Origin of the sequence: Streptomyces chisholmiae (assembly GCF_031845445.1) — a bacterium.
GTDB classification, from domain to species: Bacteria; Actinomycetota; Actinomycetes; order Streptomycetales; family Streptomycetaceae; genus Streptomyces; species Streptomyces chisholmiae.
This window is the reverse complement of the sequence record NZ_JAVREO010000006.1, coordinates 1-16,016: the sequence shown is the minus strand read 5'-3', so window position 1 is coordinate 16,016 and position 16,016 is coordinate 1. Positions and strand designations below refer to the sequence as shown.

The window sequence follows — 16,016 nt, the reverse complement described above, 5'->3', positions numbered from 1 at the left end:
CCATGTCTGTCAGTTTTCCGGAGCACGCCTGAGCGTCAAGGAGGACGAATGGCACACTCCCGGGTCATACAGGCAGCCGACGCCGTCGAACTCACCAGTGGAAACCGGGTCCTGGTCCTGCTGATCGCCCTGGTGGCGCTCGCGGCCCTGGGACTGGCGGTCGTCCTGGTGCGGCAGGTGCTCGCGGCCGACGAGGGCACGGAGCGCATGCGGAAGATCGCCGCCGCCGTACAGGAGGGCGCCAACGCCTATCTCGCGAGACAACTCCGCACCCTGGCGGGATTCGCGGTGGCCGTCGTGTTCCTGCTGCTTCTCCTGCCGGCCGACGACTGGAACGAGCGGATCGGCAGATCGCTGTTCTTCGTGGTGGGTGCCGTGTTCTCCGCCGGGACCGGTTATCTGGGAATGTGGCTGGCGGTGCGCAGCAATGTCCGGGTGGCGGCGGCGGCCCGTGCTGCGGGTGGGAACAACGGGGCAGCCGGAGGAGAAAGCGGGAAAGGAAACGGCGAAAGGGATCTGGTCGCGGTACGCCATCAGGCGATGCGGATCGCCTTCCGCACCGGTGGGGTCGTCGGGATGTGCACGGTGGGCCTCGGCCTGCTCGGCGCGGCCAGCGTGGTGCTGGTCTACGCGGCCGACGCGCCGAAGGTGCTGGAGGGATTCGGGCTCGGCGCCGCCCTGATCGCGATGTTCATGCGGGTCGGCGGCGGCATCTTCACCAAGGCCGCCGACGTCGGCGCCGACCTGGTCGGCAAGGTCGAGCAGGGCATCCCGGAGGACGACCCGCGGAACGCCGCCACCATCGCCGACAACGTGGGCGACAACGTCGGCGACTGCGCGGGCATGGCGGCCGACCTCTTCGAGTCGTACGCGGTGACCCTGGTCGCGGCGCTGATCCTGGGCACGGTGGCGTTCGGCGACGCCGGACTGGCGTTCCCGCTGCTGGTGCCGGGGATCGGGGTGCTCACCGCGATGGCCGGGATCTACCTGGTGGCGCCGCGCCGCTCCGACCGCACCAGCATGACCGCCATCAACCGCGGCTTCTTCCTCTCCGCCGGCATCTCCCTGGTGCTGGTCGCCGTGGCGAGCTTCGTCTACCTCCCCGGCAGCTTCGCCGAGTTGGCCGGGGTCTCCGCGGCCGTCGCCGGTCATGACGCCGACCCGCGGCTGTTCGCACTGGCCGCGGTCGCCATCGGCATCGTGCTGGCCGCGCTGATCCAGCAGCTCACCGGCTACTTCACCGAGCCGTCCCGGCGCCCCGTCCGGGACATCGGGCGCACCTCGCGGACCGGCCCGGCGACCGTGGTGCTGGCCGGCTTCTCGCTCGGCCTGGAGTCCGCGGTGTACACCGCGCTGCTGGTCGGACTCAGCATCTACGCCGCCTTCGCGCTGGCCGGTGGCACCGTGATGCTGGCGCTCTTCGCGGTGGCGCTGGCCGGCACCGGCCTGCTGACCACGGTCGGCGTGATCGTGGCCATGGACACCTTCGGCCCGGTCGCCGACAACGCCCAGGGCATCGCCGAGATGTCGGGGGACGTGACCGGTGACGGCGCCCAGGTGCTGACCGATCTCGACGCGGTCGGCAACACCACCAAGGCGGTCACGAAGGGCATCGCCATCGCCACCGCCGTGCTGGCCGCCGCCGCGCTCTTCGGTTCCTATCGGGACGCGGTCGCCGAGGCCGTGGCGGAGGCCGGCCTGACGGCGGACCAGGTGCTTCGGGAGACGGCGCTGAGCCTGGACATCTCGCAGCCCAACAACCTGGTGGGCCTCGTGCTCGGCGCGGCCGTCGTCTTCCTCTTCTCCGGACTGGCCATCAACGCGGTCTCCCGGTCCGCCGGCTCCGTCGTCTACGAGGTGCGCCGGCAGTTCCGGGAGCGCCCCGGGATCATGGACCACACCGAGCAGCCCGAGTACGGCCGGGTGGTGGACATCTGCACCAGGGACTCGCTGCGTGAGCTGGCCACGCCCGGGCTGCTGGCGGTCGTGGCGCCGATCGCGGTCGGCTTCAGCCTGGGCATCGGCCCACTGGGCGCCTACCTGGCGGGCGCCATCGGGACCGGCATCCTGATGGCGGTCTTCCTGGCCAACGCCGGCGGTGCCTGGGACAACGCGAAGAAGTTGGTGGAGGACGGCCACCACGGCGGCAAGGGCAGCGAGGCGCACGCCGCCACGGTGATCGGCGACACGATAGGCGACCCCTTCAAGGACACCGCGGGGCCCGCGATCAACCCGCTGCTCAAGGTCATGAACCTGGTCGCGCTGCTGATCGCCCCCGCCGTGATCACCCTCAGCTACGGGGACGACGCCAACGCCGGGGCGCGCGCCGGCATCGCGGTGCTGGCGGTGCTGGTGATCGTGGTCGCGGTCCAGGTCTCCCGGCGGCGTGGCATCGCGGTGGACGACTCCACCCCCGAGCCGGCCGCCGCGGACCGCCCGACGGGCTGAGCCGGGACGGGACGCCGGACCGTCGCGGGCGGCGGACCGGCGTCCGGCCGCCGCTGGGACTGTCAGACCCCCCTGGCATCCTGGGCACCATGACCAGAGACCAACCGAGCGACCGGCCGCCGGCCGCCCCGCCCGTCGGGCGGCCGGGCCCGGACCGCGCCTTCGTCAGCCGGCACGGCGCCGAGGCCCGCCGGCCCGCGGGCGCGATACCGGGGCCGGTGGCGGTCAGCTGACGCTGGGCTCCCTGGCCGGTGGGACGGGCGGGGCCGCCGGCGCCGCGCGGTCCGCCAGCAGGGCGAGCAGACCGACCAGGGTGGCCCCGCTGACGATCTCGCGGCGCTGGACCATGCCGAGGACCTCGGTGAGCGGCACCCACTCGATCCGCTCGGCCTCGTTGACCTCGGTGGGCGGGCCCGACCAGACGGCGTCCTCGCTGAGGAAGACGTGGTGTTCCGCGTCGGTGATGCCGTTCGCCGGCTCGCTGTAGATCAGCGGGCGCAGCGTCCCCGGCCGCCAGCCGGTCTCCTCCACGGCCTCCCTGACCGCCGCCTCCTCGGGGCTCTCCCCCGCCTCGATGAGACCCATCGGCAGCTCCCAGGCCCAGGTGTCGGTCACGAAGCGGTGCCGCCAGAGCAGGAGGACGCGCCGCTGTTCGTCCAGCAGCACGGTGACGGCGAGGTGCCGCAGCTTGATCACATGGTGCTCGTAGCGCCGCCCGTCGGGCTGTTCGACGTCGTACAGCCACAGGTCGAGCCATGGGTCGTCGTAGATCTGCCGCTCACCGTGGATGCGCCACCGCATCGGCTACCCCTTGCCTGACTCGCCTTGTCCCCGTCTCATCCGTCAGCATTCCAGACGAAGATCCTTCCATCGGTCCGTTCTGGCACGGGACTTGACGGGACGTGGGGGTGTCGGACCGGGGCGGTACCCTCCGTCCCGTCGCGCTGTGAAGGGATGACCGCCATGACCGACCGCCGTTTCGACGCCCTGCTCTGCGACCTGGACGGGGTGCTGCGGCACTGGGACACCACTTCGCCGCCCCGGTTGGAACGCGCCTACGGGTTGCCCGCCGGCGCTCTGACCAGCGCCGCCTTCCGTCCGGACCGGCTGGTCCCCGCGGTGACCGGCCAGGTGACGGACGAGGAGTGGCGGGCGGCGGTCGCGGCCGATCTCGCGCCGGCGTGCGGGACGCCCGAGCGGGCCCGCGCCCTGGTCGAGGCCTGGTCCGATACCCCCGGATCGGTTGATCCCGTGGTCCTCGCCATGTTGACGGAGGTCAGGCGCCGGGTGCCGGTGGTCCTTGTGACCAACGCCACCACCCGGTTGGAGTCCGACCTGGCCGCCCTCGGTCTGACCGAGGTGGCGGACGCGATCGTCAACTCGGCCCGGGTCAGGGTCGCCAAGCCGGACCCCGAGATCTTCCGGATCGCCGCCGAGCGGGCCGGCGTTCCCACAGGTCGTTGCCTGTTCGTGGACGACACGGAAGGCCATGTGACGGCGGCTCGGGAGCTGGGCATGACGGCCGTCTGGCACCGTGACAACGCGGAGCTGCGGCGGGTGCTGAGGCCCCTGATCGACGTCTGACGGACCGCGAGACCGGCACTGATGCAAATGGCTGCACATCAGGACATCGCTGCCGACCGTCACTCGGAAGAGGGATGTTCGACGTGTAAGTTCCCGCCCGAGCGGCACGAAGGGACGAGGAACGTGAAGAAGAAGCTCCCGGTGGCACTGTCGGGTTGTGCGGCGCTGGTGTTCACGCTGACGGCGTGCGGCGGTGAGGACGACAACAAGGCCGACGAGTGGGCCCAGAACGTCTGCGACCAGGTGCAGCCGCAGGTGGCGCGGATCCAGGAAGCGAACACCGCCATCGCGGAGGCGAGCGACGGCAGTCACTCGCCCGAGGAGGTGCAGCAGGCCGACTCGGACGCCTTCGGCAACATCTCGGAGGCCTACGGCGCGCTCGCCGACGCCGTCGACTCGGCCGGCGACCCGCCCGTCGACGACGGTGCCCAGCTCCGTGAGGACGCGGTCACCGAGCTGCGCGGCATCTCCGACTCCTACGGCCAGCTCCGCGAGACGATGGACGGTCTTGACACCTCGGACCAGGGCGCCTTCGCCGAGGGCCTCCAGGAGATCGCCGGCCACCTTGAGGAGTTGGGCCAGAGCGGCGACGAGGCGCTCAACGAGCTGCAGAGCAGCGAGCTGGGCGAGGCGATGGCCCGACAGGACGGCTGCCAGAGCCCCTCGGCGCCCAGCGAGACCGACGACGGCGCGGACGCCGGGGACACCGGCGGCGGCGAGGGCGAGGAAGCTCCGGCGGACGAGGAGACCGAGGCCGGCGACGAGGGCGAGGAGGCCCCGGCGGAGGAGGAGTCGGGCGAGGGGAACGGCTGAGCGCGGGCGTGTCCACAATGGTCCGGTGAGTATCCAAGGTCTTCCGGTCCCGTCACCCGACACCGCGCGGCTCCGCGCGGCGCTGTCGGCCGCCTCCTTCACCCCCGACGGCGTGCTCGAACTGCTGGGCGCTCCGGCGTACGCGGCGCTCGCGCGGGGCGAGACGGTGCCCGCGCTCCGGGCCGCCGGGGCGGACGCCGGGCCGTTGGCCACGCTGGTCCGGCTCTTCCTGCTGGGCGAGTCCGTGCCGGCCGACCGGGCCGCCGCCGCGCTCCCGCTGCACCAGGCCCGTGCCGACGGCTGGCTGGTGGCGGCGGAGTCCGGGGCGGTCGAGTCGGTGCGCGCCACCGTGGACATCCGCCCCTACGCGGGCGATGGCGGCGAGGACTGGTGGCTGGTATCCGACCGGGGGCGCGCGGTAGCCGGCGGCGCCGGGGCGCACGGCCAGGGGCGCGATGTGGTGCTGGGCGCCGGGGGCGCCTCCACGACGCTGGCCCAACTCACTCTCCGCGAGCCCGTCGGCCGGGCCCTCGATCTCGGCACCGGCTGCGGCGTCCAGGCCCTCCACCTCAGCCGGCACGCCGGCCAGGTCACCGCGACCGACCTCAACCCCCGCGCGCTCCGCGTCACCGCGCTCACCCTGGCCCTGTCCGGCGCGCCAGAGGCCGAACTGCGGCAGGGTTCCCTCTTCGCCCCGGTCGCGGCGGACGAGCCGTTCGACCTGATCGTCTCCAACCCGCCCTTCGTGATCTCCCCGGCCGGGCCGGACGCCGGGCTGACCTACCGCGACGGCGGCCTGCCGGGCGACGCGCTCTGCGCCACCCTGGTGCGCTCCGCCGCCGAGCGGCTCGCCCCCGGCGGCTACTGCCAGCTGCTCGCCAACTGGGAGCAGCCGGCCGACGCGGACTGGCGCGAGCGGCTCGCCTCCTGGCTGCCGCCCGGCTGCGACGCCTGGATCGTGCGCCGCGAGGAGCAGGACGTCAACGAGTACGCCGAGCTGTGGCTGCGGGACGCCGGGGCGCACCAGGGCGACCCGGCCGCGTACCGGCGTGCCTACCACGCCTGGCTCGACGAGTTCGCGACGCGCCGGGTGCGGTCCGTCGGCTTTGGCTGGATCACGCTGCGTCGGTCGGACCGGAGCGACCCCTCGGTGCTGATCGAGGACTGGCCGCACGCCGTCGCCCAGCCGCTCGGCGCGGCGGTCCCGGCGCACTTCGCGCGGCGCGACTTCCTGCGCGCCCACGACGACCGGGAACTGCTGTCCGCCGCCTACACACTGGCCGACGGGGTGGTCCAGGAACAGCTCGGCGAGCCGGGCGCCGAGCACCCCGAGCACGTGGTCCTGCGTCAACGCCACGGGATGCTGCGGGCCACCGCGATGGACACGATCAGCGCCGGATTCGCCGGCAGCTGTGACGGAAGCCTCGCCGCCGGGCCGCTGTTGGACGCCATTGCCCAGCTGGTTGACGAGGACCCGGCAAGCCTGCGGGCCACCGCTCCCGAATGGCTGCGCACCCTCGTTGAGCAGGGCTTTCTGTTGCCCGCCGACTGATCTGACGGGCCCTGCCGACCCCGTCAGGCGGTCCCGCGACGGGCGGTCCGGGTGTCATGAGGCGGCGGGAGGGGCGGGTCTCGGGTTACCGTTCGAGATGCGTTGCGGGGTTTTCCCATTTGACACGCAGCAGGGATGTACCGTCACACTCCGCACCGTCAGAACTTTCCCCCGGGCTGGAGAGAAGAGCGAGAAGTTGTCCCCGACCAGCGACACCGCCGATGGCGGACGCCGACTCGTCATTGTGGAGTCGCCCGCCAAGGCCAAGACGATCAAGGGCTACCTCGGCCCCGGATATGTGGTCGAGGCGAGCGTGGGGCACATCCGTGACCTCCCCAGCGGCGCCGCCGAGGTGCCCGCCGAGTACAAGGGCGAGCCCTGGGCCCGGCTCGGGGTCAACGTGGACGAGAACTTCCAGCCGCTCTACGTGGTCAACAGCGACAAGCGCGACCAGGTGCGCAAGCTCAAGCAGCTGCTCGCCGAGTCCGACGAGCTGTACCTGGCCACGGACGAGGACCGCGAGGGCGAGGCCATCGCCTGGCACCTGCGGGAGGTGCTCAAGCCCAAGGTGCCGGTGCGCCGGATGGTCTTCCACGAGATCACCAGGGACGCCATCAGGGCCGCGGTGAACAACCCGCGCGAGCTGAACCAGCTGCTGGTCGACGCGCAGGAGACCCGCCGCATCCTGGACCGGCTCTACGGCTACGAGGTCTCCCCGGTCCTGTGGAAGAAGGTCATGCCCCGGCTCTCCGCCGGCCGGGTGCAGTCGGTCGCCACCCGCCTGGTGGTCGAGCGGGAGCGGGAGCGGATCGCGTTCCGGTCCGCCGAGTACTGGGACCTCACCGGCACCTTCGCGGCCGCCGGCGAGGCGGGCACCTTCGACGCCCGGCTGACCGCCGTCGACGGCCGGCGGATCGCGCAGGGCCGCGACTTCGGCCCCGACGGCGAGCTGCGCAACCCGGGCCAGGTCCGGCAGCTCAGCGAGGAGAACGCGCGGGCGCTGGCCGAGGCGCTGGCCGGGGCGAGCTTCGCCGTCCGCTCGGTGGAGTCCAAGCCGTACCGCCGTTCCCCGTACGCGCCGTTCCGCACCACCACGCTCCAGCAGGAGGCCTCACGCAAGCTGGGGATGGGGGCCAAGGCCGCGATGCAGGTGGCGCAGCGGCTGTACGAGAACGGCTTCATCACCTACATGCGGACCGACTCGACGACCCTGTCGGACACGGCGGTGGCGGCGGCCAGGTCCCAGGTGACCCAGCTCTACGGCGCGGACTACCTGCCGGACCGGCCGCGCGTCTACGCCAGCAAGGTGAAGAACGCGCAGGAGGCGCACGAGGCGATCCGGCCCTCGGGTGACCGCTTCCGGACGCCGGCCGAGACCGGCCTGACGGGCGATCAGTACCGTCTCTACGAGCTGATCTGGAAGCGCACCGTCGCCTCCCAGATGAAGGACGCCGTCGGCCAGTCGGTGGCCGTCCGGGTCGCCGGGACCAGCGCGGACGGGCAGGACTGCGAGTTCAGCGCGACCGGCAAGGTGATCACCTTCCACGGCTTCCTCAAGGCCTATGTCGAGGGTGCCGACGACCCCAACGCCGAGTTGGACGACCGGGAGCGCCGGCTGCCGGCGGTCGCCGAGGGCGACCCGCTGGCCGCCCGGGCCATCAGCCCGGACGGGCACGCCACCAAGCCGCCGGCCAGGTACACCGAGGCGACGCTGGTCAAGGAGCTGGAGGAACGGGAGATCGGCCGCCCGTCCACCTACGCCAGCATCATCGGCACCATTCTCGACCGGCGTTACGTCTTCAAGAAGGGGACGGCGCTGGTGCCGTCGTTCCTCTCCTTCGCCGTGGTCAACCTGCTGGAGCAGCACTTCGGTCGGCTGGTGGACTACGACTTCACGGCGAAGATGGAGGACGACCTGGACCGGATCGCCACCGGCGACGCGGAGGCGGTGCCGTGGCTGCGCCGCTTCTACTTCGGTGAGGGCGAGGGCCAGGGCACGGCCGCCGAGGCGGGGAACGGCGACGGCGACCACCTCGGCGGGCTGAAGGAGCTGGTCACCGACCTGGGCGCGATCGACGCCCGGGAGATCTCCTCGTTCCCGGTGGGCGAGGGCATCGTGCTGCGGGTCGGCCGCTACGGCCCCTACGTGGAGGCCCCGCCGGAGCCCGGCCAGGAGGAGGGCCAGCCGGGCAAGCGCGCCGACGTGCCGGACGACCTGCCGCCGGACGAGCTGAGCGTGGACCTGGCCAAGGAGCTGCTCGCCAAGCCCAGCGGCGACTTCGAGTTGGGCACCGACCCGGAAAGCGGCCGGCAGATCGTGGCCAGGGACGGCCGGTACGGTCCCTACGTCACCGAGGTGCTGCCCGAGGGCACCCCCAAGTCGGGGAAGAACGCGGTCAAGCCGCGCACCGCCTCGCTGCTGAAGTCGATGTCGCTGGAGAGCGTCACGCTCCAGGACGCGCTGCGGCTGCTCGCGCTGCCCCGGGTGGTGGGCGTCGACCCGGAGTCCGACCAGGAGATCACCGCGCAGAACGGGCGCTACGGGCCGTACCTGAAGAAGGGGACCGACTCCCGGTCGTTGGAGACCGAGGAGCAGATGTTCACGATCACCCTTGAGCAGGCGTTGGCCATCTACGCCCAGCCCAAGCAGCGGGGCCGGGCCGCGGCCAAGCCGCCGCTGAAGGAGCTGGGGGAGGACCCGACCAACGGGCGCCCGGTGGTGGTCAAGGACGGGCGGTTCGGCCCCTACGTGACCGACGGCGAGACCAACGCCACGCTGCGCCGGGACGACGACCCGGAGACCATCACGCCCGAGCGCGGCTACGAACTCCTCGCGGAGCGGCGGGCGAAGGGGCCGACGAAGAAGGCGGCCAAGAAGGCGCCGGCGAAGAAGGCCCCGGCCAAGAAGGCCGCCGCGAAGAAGACGACGACGAAGAAGACGACGACGAAGACCGCGGCCAAGAAGGCCACCAAGAAGGCCACCGCCACCAAGACGGCGGCCAGGAAGACGGCGGCGAAGAAGTCCGCGGCCGGGGCCGGCGAGCCGCCGGCCGAGTGACGGTCGTCGCTGGTCGGGGCCCGGGAGCCGGCTCAGAGCCGGGGCTCCGGCCAGCGCGTCCGAGGCCCGTCGCGGCCGGTCCGCGGGCGGGGGGCGCTCCCGCCGCCGGGGCGTTTGTCGGTGCGGCGGAGTAACCTCTGTTCTCCCCACGACCGTTAGCCCGGGCAGGTGTTCGGGCGGGGCGGTCCTCCTCAGATCCCGAAGGTTACGCTGGCCGAATGACGCGAGCAGAGCAACCCCAGGTTGTTGACCCCACCCCGGGCGCCACCGACGAGGCGCTCGCCGCGGACTCCCGTGACCGTGCCCACGGGGCGCTGTTGCAGGTCCCCGCCCTGCGCCGGCTGTACGAGGCCCACTTCACCAGCGGCATAGGCGATGCCCTGGCCCTGCTGGTGCTGGTGCTGCTCACGGTGCAGGCCGCCCTGCACGTGCCGGCCTCCGGTGAGCCGCTCTTCGGCGGCGAGTACCGGGGCCTCGCGCTGGCCGTCACCGCGGCCTTCGCGGTGCGGCTGCTGGCCACCGGCCTCGCCGGCGTGCTGCTGCTCGGCCCGGTCGCCGGCCTGCTGGCGCCGAACGGCCCGCTGGACCGTCGCTGGACCATGATCGGGGCCGACGGGCTGCGCGCCGCGCTGCTCATCGTCGCCCCGCTGTGGATCGACTGGGTCCCGGACACCGCCTACGTCTACGTGCTGGCCACGGTCTTCGTGGTCAGCGTCGCCGAGCGGATCTGGGTCGCCTGCCGGGACAGCGTGGCACACGCCCTGCTGCCCCCGCCGCCGCCCGAGGGCGCCGCGATCCGGCCGCTCCCGGACCACCAGGACGCGCTGCGCCGGCTGTGGCTGCGCGGCGGCTACCTGGTGCTGCCCGTCGCCGCCGTCACCCTGGTCGCCGCCTCGCTGGTGAGCAACCTGCTGGCCACCGGCATCGACTGGTTCGACACCCACCAGGCCGCGCTCGCCTCCTACGTCGCCGCCGGCTACTTCGCCGCCGCGATCTCCGTGCTGTACTTCCTGCGCCTGCCGCAGGCCGACGCCCGGCGCCCGGTCTCGCCGCTGCACGGGCTGCGCCGGCCGGCCGCCGGCACCGAGCCCGACAAGGGCCGCACCGGCGCGATCCCGGTGCTGGTCCTCGGCTGCGCCGCGGTCGCCGCCGCCGTCGCGGCCGCCGCCGCGCTGGGCGTCCTGCGGGTCGCCGAGCTGGGCGGCGGGCCCGTCGCCTACGGGCTGCTGACGCTGGGCCTGACCGGCGGCGTGGTGGCCGGCGTCCGGCTGGCGCCCAGCACGCTGCGCGGGCTCTCCCGCCGGCGGCTGTTCGCCCTGGCGATCGCCCTCACCGGCCTCGGCCTGTTCGGCGTCGGCCTCATCTCCGACCCGGCCACGGTCCTCTTCACCGCCGCGGCCAGTGGCCTGCTCGCCGGCATCGCCGCCAGGACCGGGCACACCCTGCTCGACCAGGAGACCGAGGAGTTCCGGCGCCCCCAGCTCACCCAGCACCTGCACGCCGTGGTGCGGGTCGCCATCGCCCTCGCCGTGCTCGCCGGCCCGCTCGCCGCCGCCCTGATCGGGCCGCACCGGGTGGTCCGCGGCGACTTCGTGCTGGACCACGGCGGCGCCGCCTACACCCTGACCCTGGTCGGCGTGCTGCTGCTGCCGGTGGCCGCCATCGTGCTCGGCCGCACCGACGACCGCCGCGGCGTGCCGCTCCGCAAGGACCTCAGCGCCGCCGTCCGCGGCGGCGCCGAGCCGGTCAGCGCGCCCGCCGAGCAGGGCTTCTTCATCGCGGTCGAGGGCGGCGACGGCGCCGGCAAGTCGACCCAGGTCGAGGCGCTGGCCGAGTGGATCAGGAGCAAGGGCCACGAGGTGGTGGTGACCCGGGAGCCGGGCGCCACCCCGATCGGCCAGCGGCTCCGCGGCATCCTGCTGGACGTCGCCTCCGGCGGCCTCTCGCACCAGGCGGAGGCGCTGCTCTACGCCGCCGACCGCGCCGAGCACGTCCAGTCCGTGGTCAGGCCGGCGCTGGAGCGCGGCGCCGTGGTCATCACCGACCGCTATGTCGACTCCTCCGTCGCCTACCAGGGCGCCGGCCGTGACCTCTCCGCCGTCGAGATCTCCCGGATCTCCCGCTGGGCCACCGACGGCCTGGTGCCGCACCTCACCGTGCTGCTCGACGTCTCCCCCGAGACGGCCAGGGAGCGCTTCACCGAGGCGCCGGACCGGCTGGAGTCCGAGCCCAACGAGTTCCACCAGCGGGTGCGCTCCGGCTTCCTCGCGCTGGCCGCCGCCGACCCGGCCCGCTACCTGGTGATCGACGCCGGGCAGGACCCGGAGTCCGTCACCATGGCGGCCCGCCACCGCCTCGACCAGCTGCTGCCGCTCTCCGAGGCCGAGCTGCGCGCCCAGGCGGAGGCCAGGCGCAAGGCCGAGGAGGAGGCCCGCCGGCTCGCCGAGGAGGAGCGCAAGCGCAAGGAGGAGGAAGCCCGGCTGGAGCGTGAGCGCAAGGAGGAGGAAGCCCGCCTCGAACGCGAGCGCCAGGAGGAAGAGGCCCGGCTGGAGCGCGAGCGCCAGGAGGAGCTCGCCAGGCAGCAGGCCGCCGAGGCCGAGCGCCGACGCCTTGAGGAGGAGGAGCGGCGCCGCGTCGAGGAGGCCCGCCGGGCCGAGGAGGCCAGGCTCCGAGCCGAGGAGGAGCGCCGGGCCGCCGAGGAGGAGCGGCAGCGCCGGGAGGCCGAGGAGCGGCTGCGCCGCGAGGAGGAGGAGCGCCGCCGCCGCGAGGCCGAGGAGGAGGCCAGGCTCCGCGCCCAGGCCGAGGAACGGCGCCGCGAGAAGCAGCGGCTCGCCGAGGAGGCGCTGCTGCGCGCCGAGGAGGCCAGGGCGGCCGCCGCCGACAACGCCACCACGGTGCAGATCCCGCACGCCTACCCCGGCGACGACGGCCGGCCGGCTGACAACGAGGAGACCGCCGTCCTGCCCCGCCCGGACGAGGCGGCCGCGGCCGACGAGACCCGTCAGCTGCCCCGGATCGAGGACGAGCCGCCGGTGTCCAGGCGCCGCCCCGAGTGGGCGGAGGAGACCCCGCTGGACGACGTGCCCACGCTGGCCGACGAGTTGCTCGGCCCGCGGCCGACCGGCGACGAGCCGGACGACGAGGACACCGGGGGCCGGCGCCGCCGCTAGCGGCGCGGTTCGGTCTGGTTCGGTTCGGGGGTCGCCGCGGCGGCCCCCGCCGGCGTTGTCAGTGCGGTGCCGCAGAATGGTCGACGGCGCCCGGGCGGGCGCCGAGTGCGGTGCGGAGGTGAGCGCGATGGCGGTCTGGGACGATCTGGTAGGTCAGGACCGGGTGGTGGGCCAGCTGTCCGCCGCCGCCCGGGACGCGGACGCCTACGTCTCCGCCGTCGGGCGCGGCGCCGAGCCGGAGCTGTCCGGCTCCTCGATGACCCACGCCTGGCTCTTCACCGGCCCGCCGGGCTCCGGCCGGTCCACGGCGGCCCGCGCCTTCGCCGCCGCCCTCCAGTGCGTCAGCCCGGACCGCGCGCTCGGCGGCCAGCCCGGCTGCGGCTTCTGCGACGGCTGCCACACCTCCCTCGTCGGCACCCACGCCGACGTCGAGGTGGTCCGCACCGACCTGCTCACCATCGGCGTCAAGGAGACCAGGGAGCTGGTCCGGCGGGCCCAGCTCTCGCCGGCCGGCGGCCGGTGGCAGGTGATCGTCCTGGAGGACGCCGACCGGCTGACCGAGGGCGCCGGCAACGTCCTGCTGAAGGCCGTCGAGGAGCCGGCCCCGCGCACGGTCTGGCTGCTCTGCGCCCCCTCCATCGAGGACGTGCTGCCCACCATCCGCTCCCGCTGCCGGCAACTGCCGCTGCGCACCCCCCCGGTGGCGGCGGTGGCCGATCTGCTGGTGCGGCGGGACGGCATCGAGCCCGAGATCGCCGAGGCCGCCGCCCGGGCCACCCAGGGCCACATCGGCCGGGCCCGCCGGCTCGCCACCGACGAGCGGGCCAGGGCCCGCCGGCAGGCGGTGCTGCGGCTGCCGGAGCGGGTTTCGGACGTGGGCGGCGCGCTGCGCGCCGCCCAGGAGCTGGTGGACTCGGCGGCCGAGGACGCCAAGCAGATCGCCGAGGAGCTCGACGGCAAGGAGACGGAGGAGCTGCGCGCCGCCCTGGGCGCGGCCGAGGGCAAGCGCCTGCCGCGCGGCACGGCCGGCGTGATGAAGGACCTGGAGGACCGCCAGAAGCGCCGCGCCACCCGCACTCAACGCGACGCGTTGGACCTGGCGTTGACGGAGCTGACCACGTTCTACCGGGATGTGCTGGCGCACCAGCTGGGACACGCCGGTGGGATGGTCGGTGGGGAGACCGAGCAGCCGGTCCGGCGGGTCGCCGCCGCCTCCAGCCCGGAGCGGACACTGCTGCGGATGGAGGCGATCCTGGACTGCCGCCGCGCCCTCGACCGCAATGTCGCCCCGCTGCTGGCCGTGGAGGCGATGACGTTGGCGCTGCGCTGACAGGTACGCTCACCGGGAGTCCGTGTCAGCAACCACGGGGGACCCATGCGCACCACCGGCCGCCTCGCCTTTGCCCTGCTCACCGCCACCACGCTGCTCGTGGCGGGCTGTTCCTCGACGGAGGAGCGCCCCGACGAACGCGCGCCGGAAGGGGACGCCTCGGACGGTTCCACGTCCACCGATCCCCCGGACGCGCCACCCCTCGAACCACTGCCCGAGGAGATCGCCGGCGAGCTGCTGCCCTACTACGAGCAGGAGCTGAACTGGAGCGGCTGCCAGGCCGCCGAATTCCAGTGCGCCGTCCTCACCGTCCCCCTCGACTACGAGAACCCGGACCCGGCCACCGACCTCCAGCTCACCGTGACCCGGTCGCGCGCCACCGACCAGGGAGAGCGGATCGGCGCCCTCCTGATGAACCCGGGCGGCCCGGGTGCCTCCGCCGTCGACTTCGCGCAGAGTTCCGCCGAGTACATCTACTCGGACGAGGTCCGCGCCCGGTACGACATGGTCGGCCTGGACGCCCGCGGCACCGGCCGCAGCGAGCCCGTCGCCTGCCTGGACGGCGCGGCGATGGACGCCTACACCCTGACCGACCGGACCCCGGACGACGAGGCCGAGGTGGCGGAGCTGGTCGCCGCGCACGAGGAGTTCGGCCAGGGCTGCCTGGAGCGCTCCGGGGAGCTGCTGGAGCACATCTCCACCATCGAGTCCGCCCGGGACATGGACGTGCTGCGGCAGGCCCTCGGCGACGAGGCCCTGCACTACGTCGGCTTCTCCTACGGCACCAAGCTCGGCGCGGTCTACGCCGGCCTCTTCCCGCACCGGGTCGGCCACCTGGTGCTGGACGCCGCCATGGACCCGCGGCTGGACACCCTCAGCACCGACCGCGAGCAGGCCGGCGGTTTCGAGACGGCCTTCCGCTCGTTCGCCGAGGACTGCGTCGCGGGCGGCGACTGCCCGCTCGGACAGGAGAGCGCGGACGACGCCTCCGCGCGCCTCATCGACTTCTTCGCCGCGGTCGACGCCGAGCCGCTGCGCACCGGCGAGGACCGGCAGTTGACGGAGTCCCTGGCCACCACGGGGGTGGCCTACGCGCTCTACTCCGAGAGCCTGTGGCCCTCGCTCCGGGAGGCGCTCACCGCGGCCATCGAGGACGCCGACGGCGGCCCGCTGCTGACCCTGGCGGACAGCTACAACGGGCGTGGCCCGGGCGGCGGCTACGACACCGACATGTTCGCCTTCCCGGCGATCAGCTGCCTGGACAGCCCGGCCGGCAACGCCGACCCGGACGCGGTGCGCGAGCAGCTGGCGTCCTACGAGGAGGCCTCGCCGACCTTCGGCGCCGACTTCGCCTGGGCCACCCTGGTCTGCGCCGCCTGGCCGGTGGAGCCGTCCGGCGGGCCGATGAGCATCGCCGCCGAGGGCGCCGACCCGATCCTGGTGGTCGGCACCACCCGCGACCCGGCCACCCCGTACGCCTGGTCCGAGGGGCTGGCCGACCAGCTCTCCTCCGGCGTCCTCCTCACCTTCGACGGCGACGGGCACACCGCCTACGGCGGGGTCAGCGCCTGCGTCGACAGCGCGGTCGAGGGTTATCTGTTGGCGAATACCGTGCCCGACGAGGGGACCACCTGCTGATCGCCTGGGATGATCATCGCCATGGCCTGTAACCACTTCCGCTCCGCCATATCGGCGCGGGCCACGGGCACGCCGCTGCCCGCGACCGTCACCGAACAGGCGCTTGACCACCACCTGACCAGCTGCCTGAGCTGTAGCCGATGGTCCAAGCACCTCACCACGCTCCGGGCGGCGACCGACGACATCCTCCGTCGCCGCCGCCCCGCCGGAGCACCCCAGGAACCTGTGTAGACTGGCTCCGCCGAGCGCCCTCCGGGCGCATCCGCCGCCTTAGCTCAGTCGGCCAGAGCGACGCACTCGTAATGCGTAGGTCAAGGGTTCGATTCCCTTAGGCGGCTCAGCGGTTCCGCAGCAGGTCAGCGGGCAAATGACAGGGCCCCCGGGTGGCTACCACCCGGGGGCCCTGTACACATTCTGTACACC

The 16,016-nt window shown here is 73.5% G+C and carries 11 protein-coding genes and 1 tRNA gene; 11 read left to right on the top strand and 1 reads right to left on the bottom strand.

The genetic code is table 11. The features are described from left to right. Window positions 1-48: 48 nt before the first annotated feature. Window positions 49-2,448: a sodium-translocating pyrophosphatase gene (locus tag RM844_RS11480; protein WP_311666966.1), complete on the top strand. Its 2,400-nt coding sequence runs from the start codon at window positions 49-51 to the stop codon at window positions 2,446-2,448. An 89-nt stretch (window positions 2,449-2,537) separates the two neighbouring features. After that, window positions 2,538-2,681 (top strand): hypothetical protein, encoded by a 144-nt coding sequence (locus RM844_RS11475; RefSeq protein WP_311666965.1) that lies wholly within the window; start codon window positions 2,538-2,540, stop codon window positions 2,679-2,681. Here RM844_RS11475 and RM844_RS11470 read toward each other — a convergent pair. Further along, the gene (locus RM844_RS11470; protein ID WP_311666964.1) at window positions 2,674-3,249 is read right to left on the bottom strand and encodes an NUDIX hydrolase; all 576 of its coding nucleotides are present in this window, start codon (window positions 3,247-3,249) and stop codon (window positions 2,674-2,676) included. The two genes, RM844_RS11475 and RM844_RS11470, sit on opposite strands and share 8 nt — an antisense overlap. A gap of 162 nt (window positions 3,250-3,411) precedes the next feature. Here RM844_RS11470 and RM844_RS11465 point away from each other — a divergent pair, with 162 nt between their 5' ends. From RM844_RS11465 to RM844_RS11425, 9 genes are all read left to right on the top strand, one after another. Next, entirely contained in the window at window positions 3,412-4,032 is a 621-nt protein-coding gene (locus tag RM844_RS11465) for an HAD family hydrolase (protein ID WP_311666963.1), read from the top strand. Window positions 4,033-4,155: 123 nt separating this feature from the next. Beyond that, window positions 4,156-4,845, top strand: a complete 690-nt coding sequence (locus RM844_RS11460; protein ID WP_311666962.1) for a small secreted protein — start codon at window positions 4,156-4,158, stop codon at window positions 4,843-4,845. Window positions 4,846-4,870: 25 nt separating this feature from the next. Next, complete coding sequence (locus RM844_RS11455) at window positions 4,871-6,397, top strand: DUF7059 domain-containing protein (RefSeq protein ID WP_311666961.1); 1,527 nt, start codon at window positions 4,871-4,873, stop codon at window positions 6,395-6,397. Window positions 6,398-6,593: 196 nt separating this feature from the next. Next, entirely contained in the window at window positions 6,594-9,455 is a 2,862-nt protein-coding gene (gene topA / locus RM844_RS11450) for a type I DNA topoisomerase (protein ID WP_311666960.1), read from the top strand. A 218-nt stretch (window positions 9,456-9,673) separates the two neighbouring features. Next, entirely contained in the window at window positions 9,674-12,625 is a 2,952-nt protein-coding gene (tmk, locus tag RM844_RS11445; protein WP_311666959.1) for a dTMP kinase, read from the top strand. A gap of 127 nt (window positions 12,626-12,752) precedes the next feature. Next, window positions 12,753-13,955, top strand: a complete 1,203-nt coding sequence (locus RM844_RS11440) for a DNA polymerase III subunit delta' (RefSeq protein WP_311667265.1) — start codon at window positions 12,753-12,755, stop codon at window positions 13,953-13,955. A gap of 45 nt (window positions 13,956-14,000) precedes the next feature. Then, a complete protein-coding gene (locus RM844_RS11435; protein WP_311666958.1) occupies window positions 14,001-15,593 on the top strand; it encodes an alpha/beta hydrolase in 1,593 nt (530 codons plus the stop codon). 21 nt (window positions 15,594-15,614) lie between these two features. Next, window positions 15,615-15,824, top strand: coding sequence for a zf-HC2 domain-containing protein (locus RM844_RS11430; protein ID WP_311666957.1), 210 nt, complete (start codon window positions 15,615-15,617; stop codon window positions 15,822-15,824). Between the two features lie 33 nt (window positions 15,825-15,857). Further along, window positions 15,858-15,931, top strand: a tRNA-Thr gene (locus RM844_RS11425). Window positions 15,932-16,016 lie beyond the last annotated feature (85 nt).

Bases quoted from the DNA above. Each gene is read 5' to 3' on its own strand.
- RM844_RS11480 (WP_311666966.1), top strand. From the start codon at position 49: ATGGCACACTCCCGGGTCATACAGGCAGCCGACGCCGTCGAACTCACC.
- RM844_RS11475 (WP_311666965.1), top strand. From the start codon at position 2,538: ATGACCAGAGACCAACCGAGCGACCGGCCGCCGGCCGCCCCGCCCGTC.
- RM844_RS11470 (WP_311666964.1), bottom strand. From the start codon at position 3,249: ATGCGGTGGCGCATCCACGGTGAGCGGCAGATCTACGACGACCCATGG.
- RM844_RS11465 (WP_311666963.1), top strand. From the start codon at position 3,412: ATGACCGACCGCCGTTTCGACGCCCTGCTCTGCGACCTGGACGGGGTG.
- tmk (WP_311666959.1), top strand. From the start codon at position 9,674: ATGACGCGAGCAGAGCAACCCCAGGTTGTTGACCCCACCCCGGGCGCC.
- RM844_RS11440 (WP_311667265.1), top strand. From the start codon at position 12,753: ATGGCGGTCTGGGACGATCTGGTAGGTCAGGACCGGGTGGTGGGCCAG.
- RM844_RS11435 (WP_311666958.1), top strand. From the start codon at position 14,001: ATGCGCACCACCGGCCGCCTCGCCTTTGCCCTGCTCACCGCCACCACG.
- RM844_RS11430 (WP_311666957.1), top strand. From the start codon at position 15,615: ATGGCCTGTAACCACTTCCGCTCCGCCATATCGGCGCGGGCCACGGGC.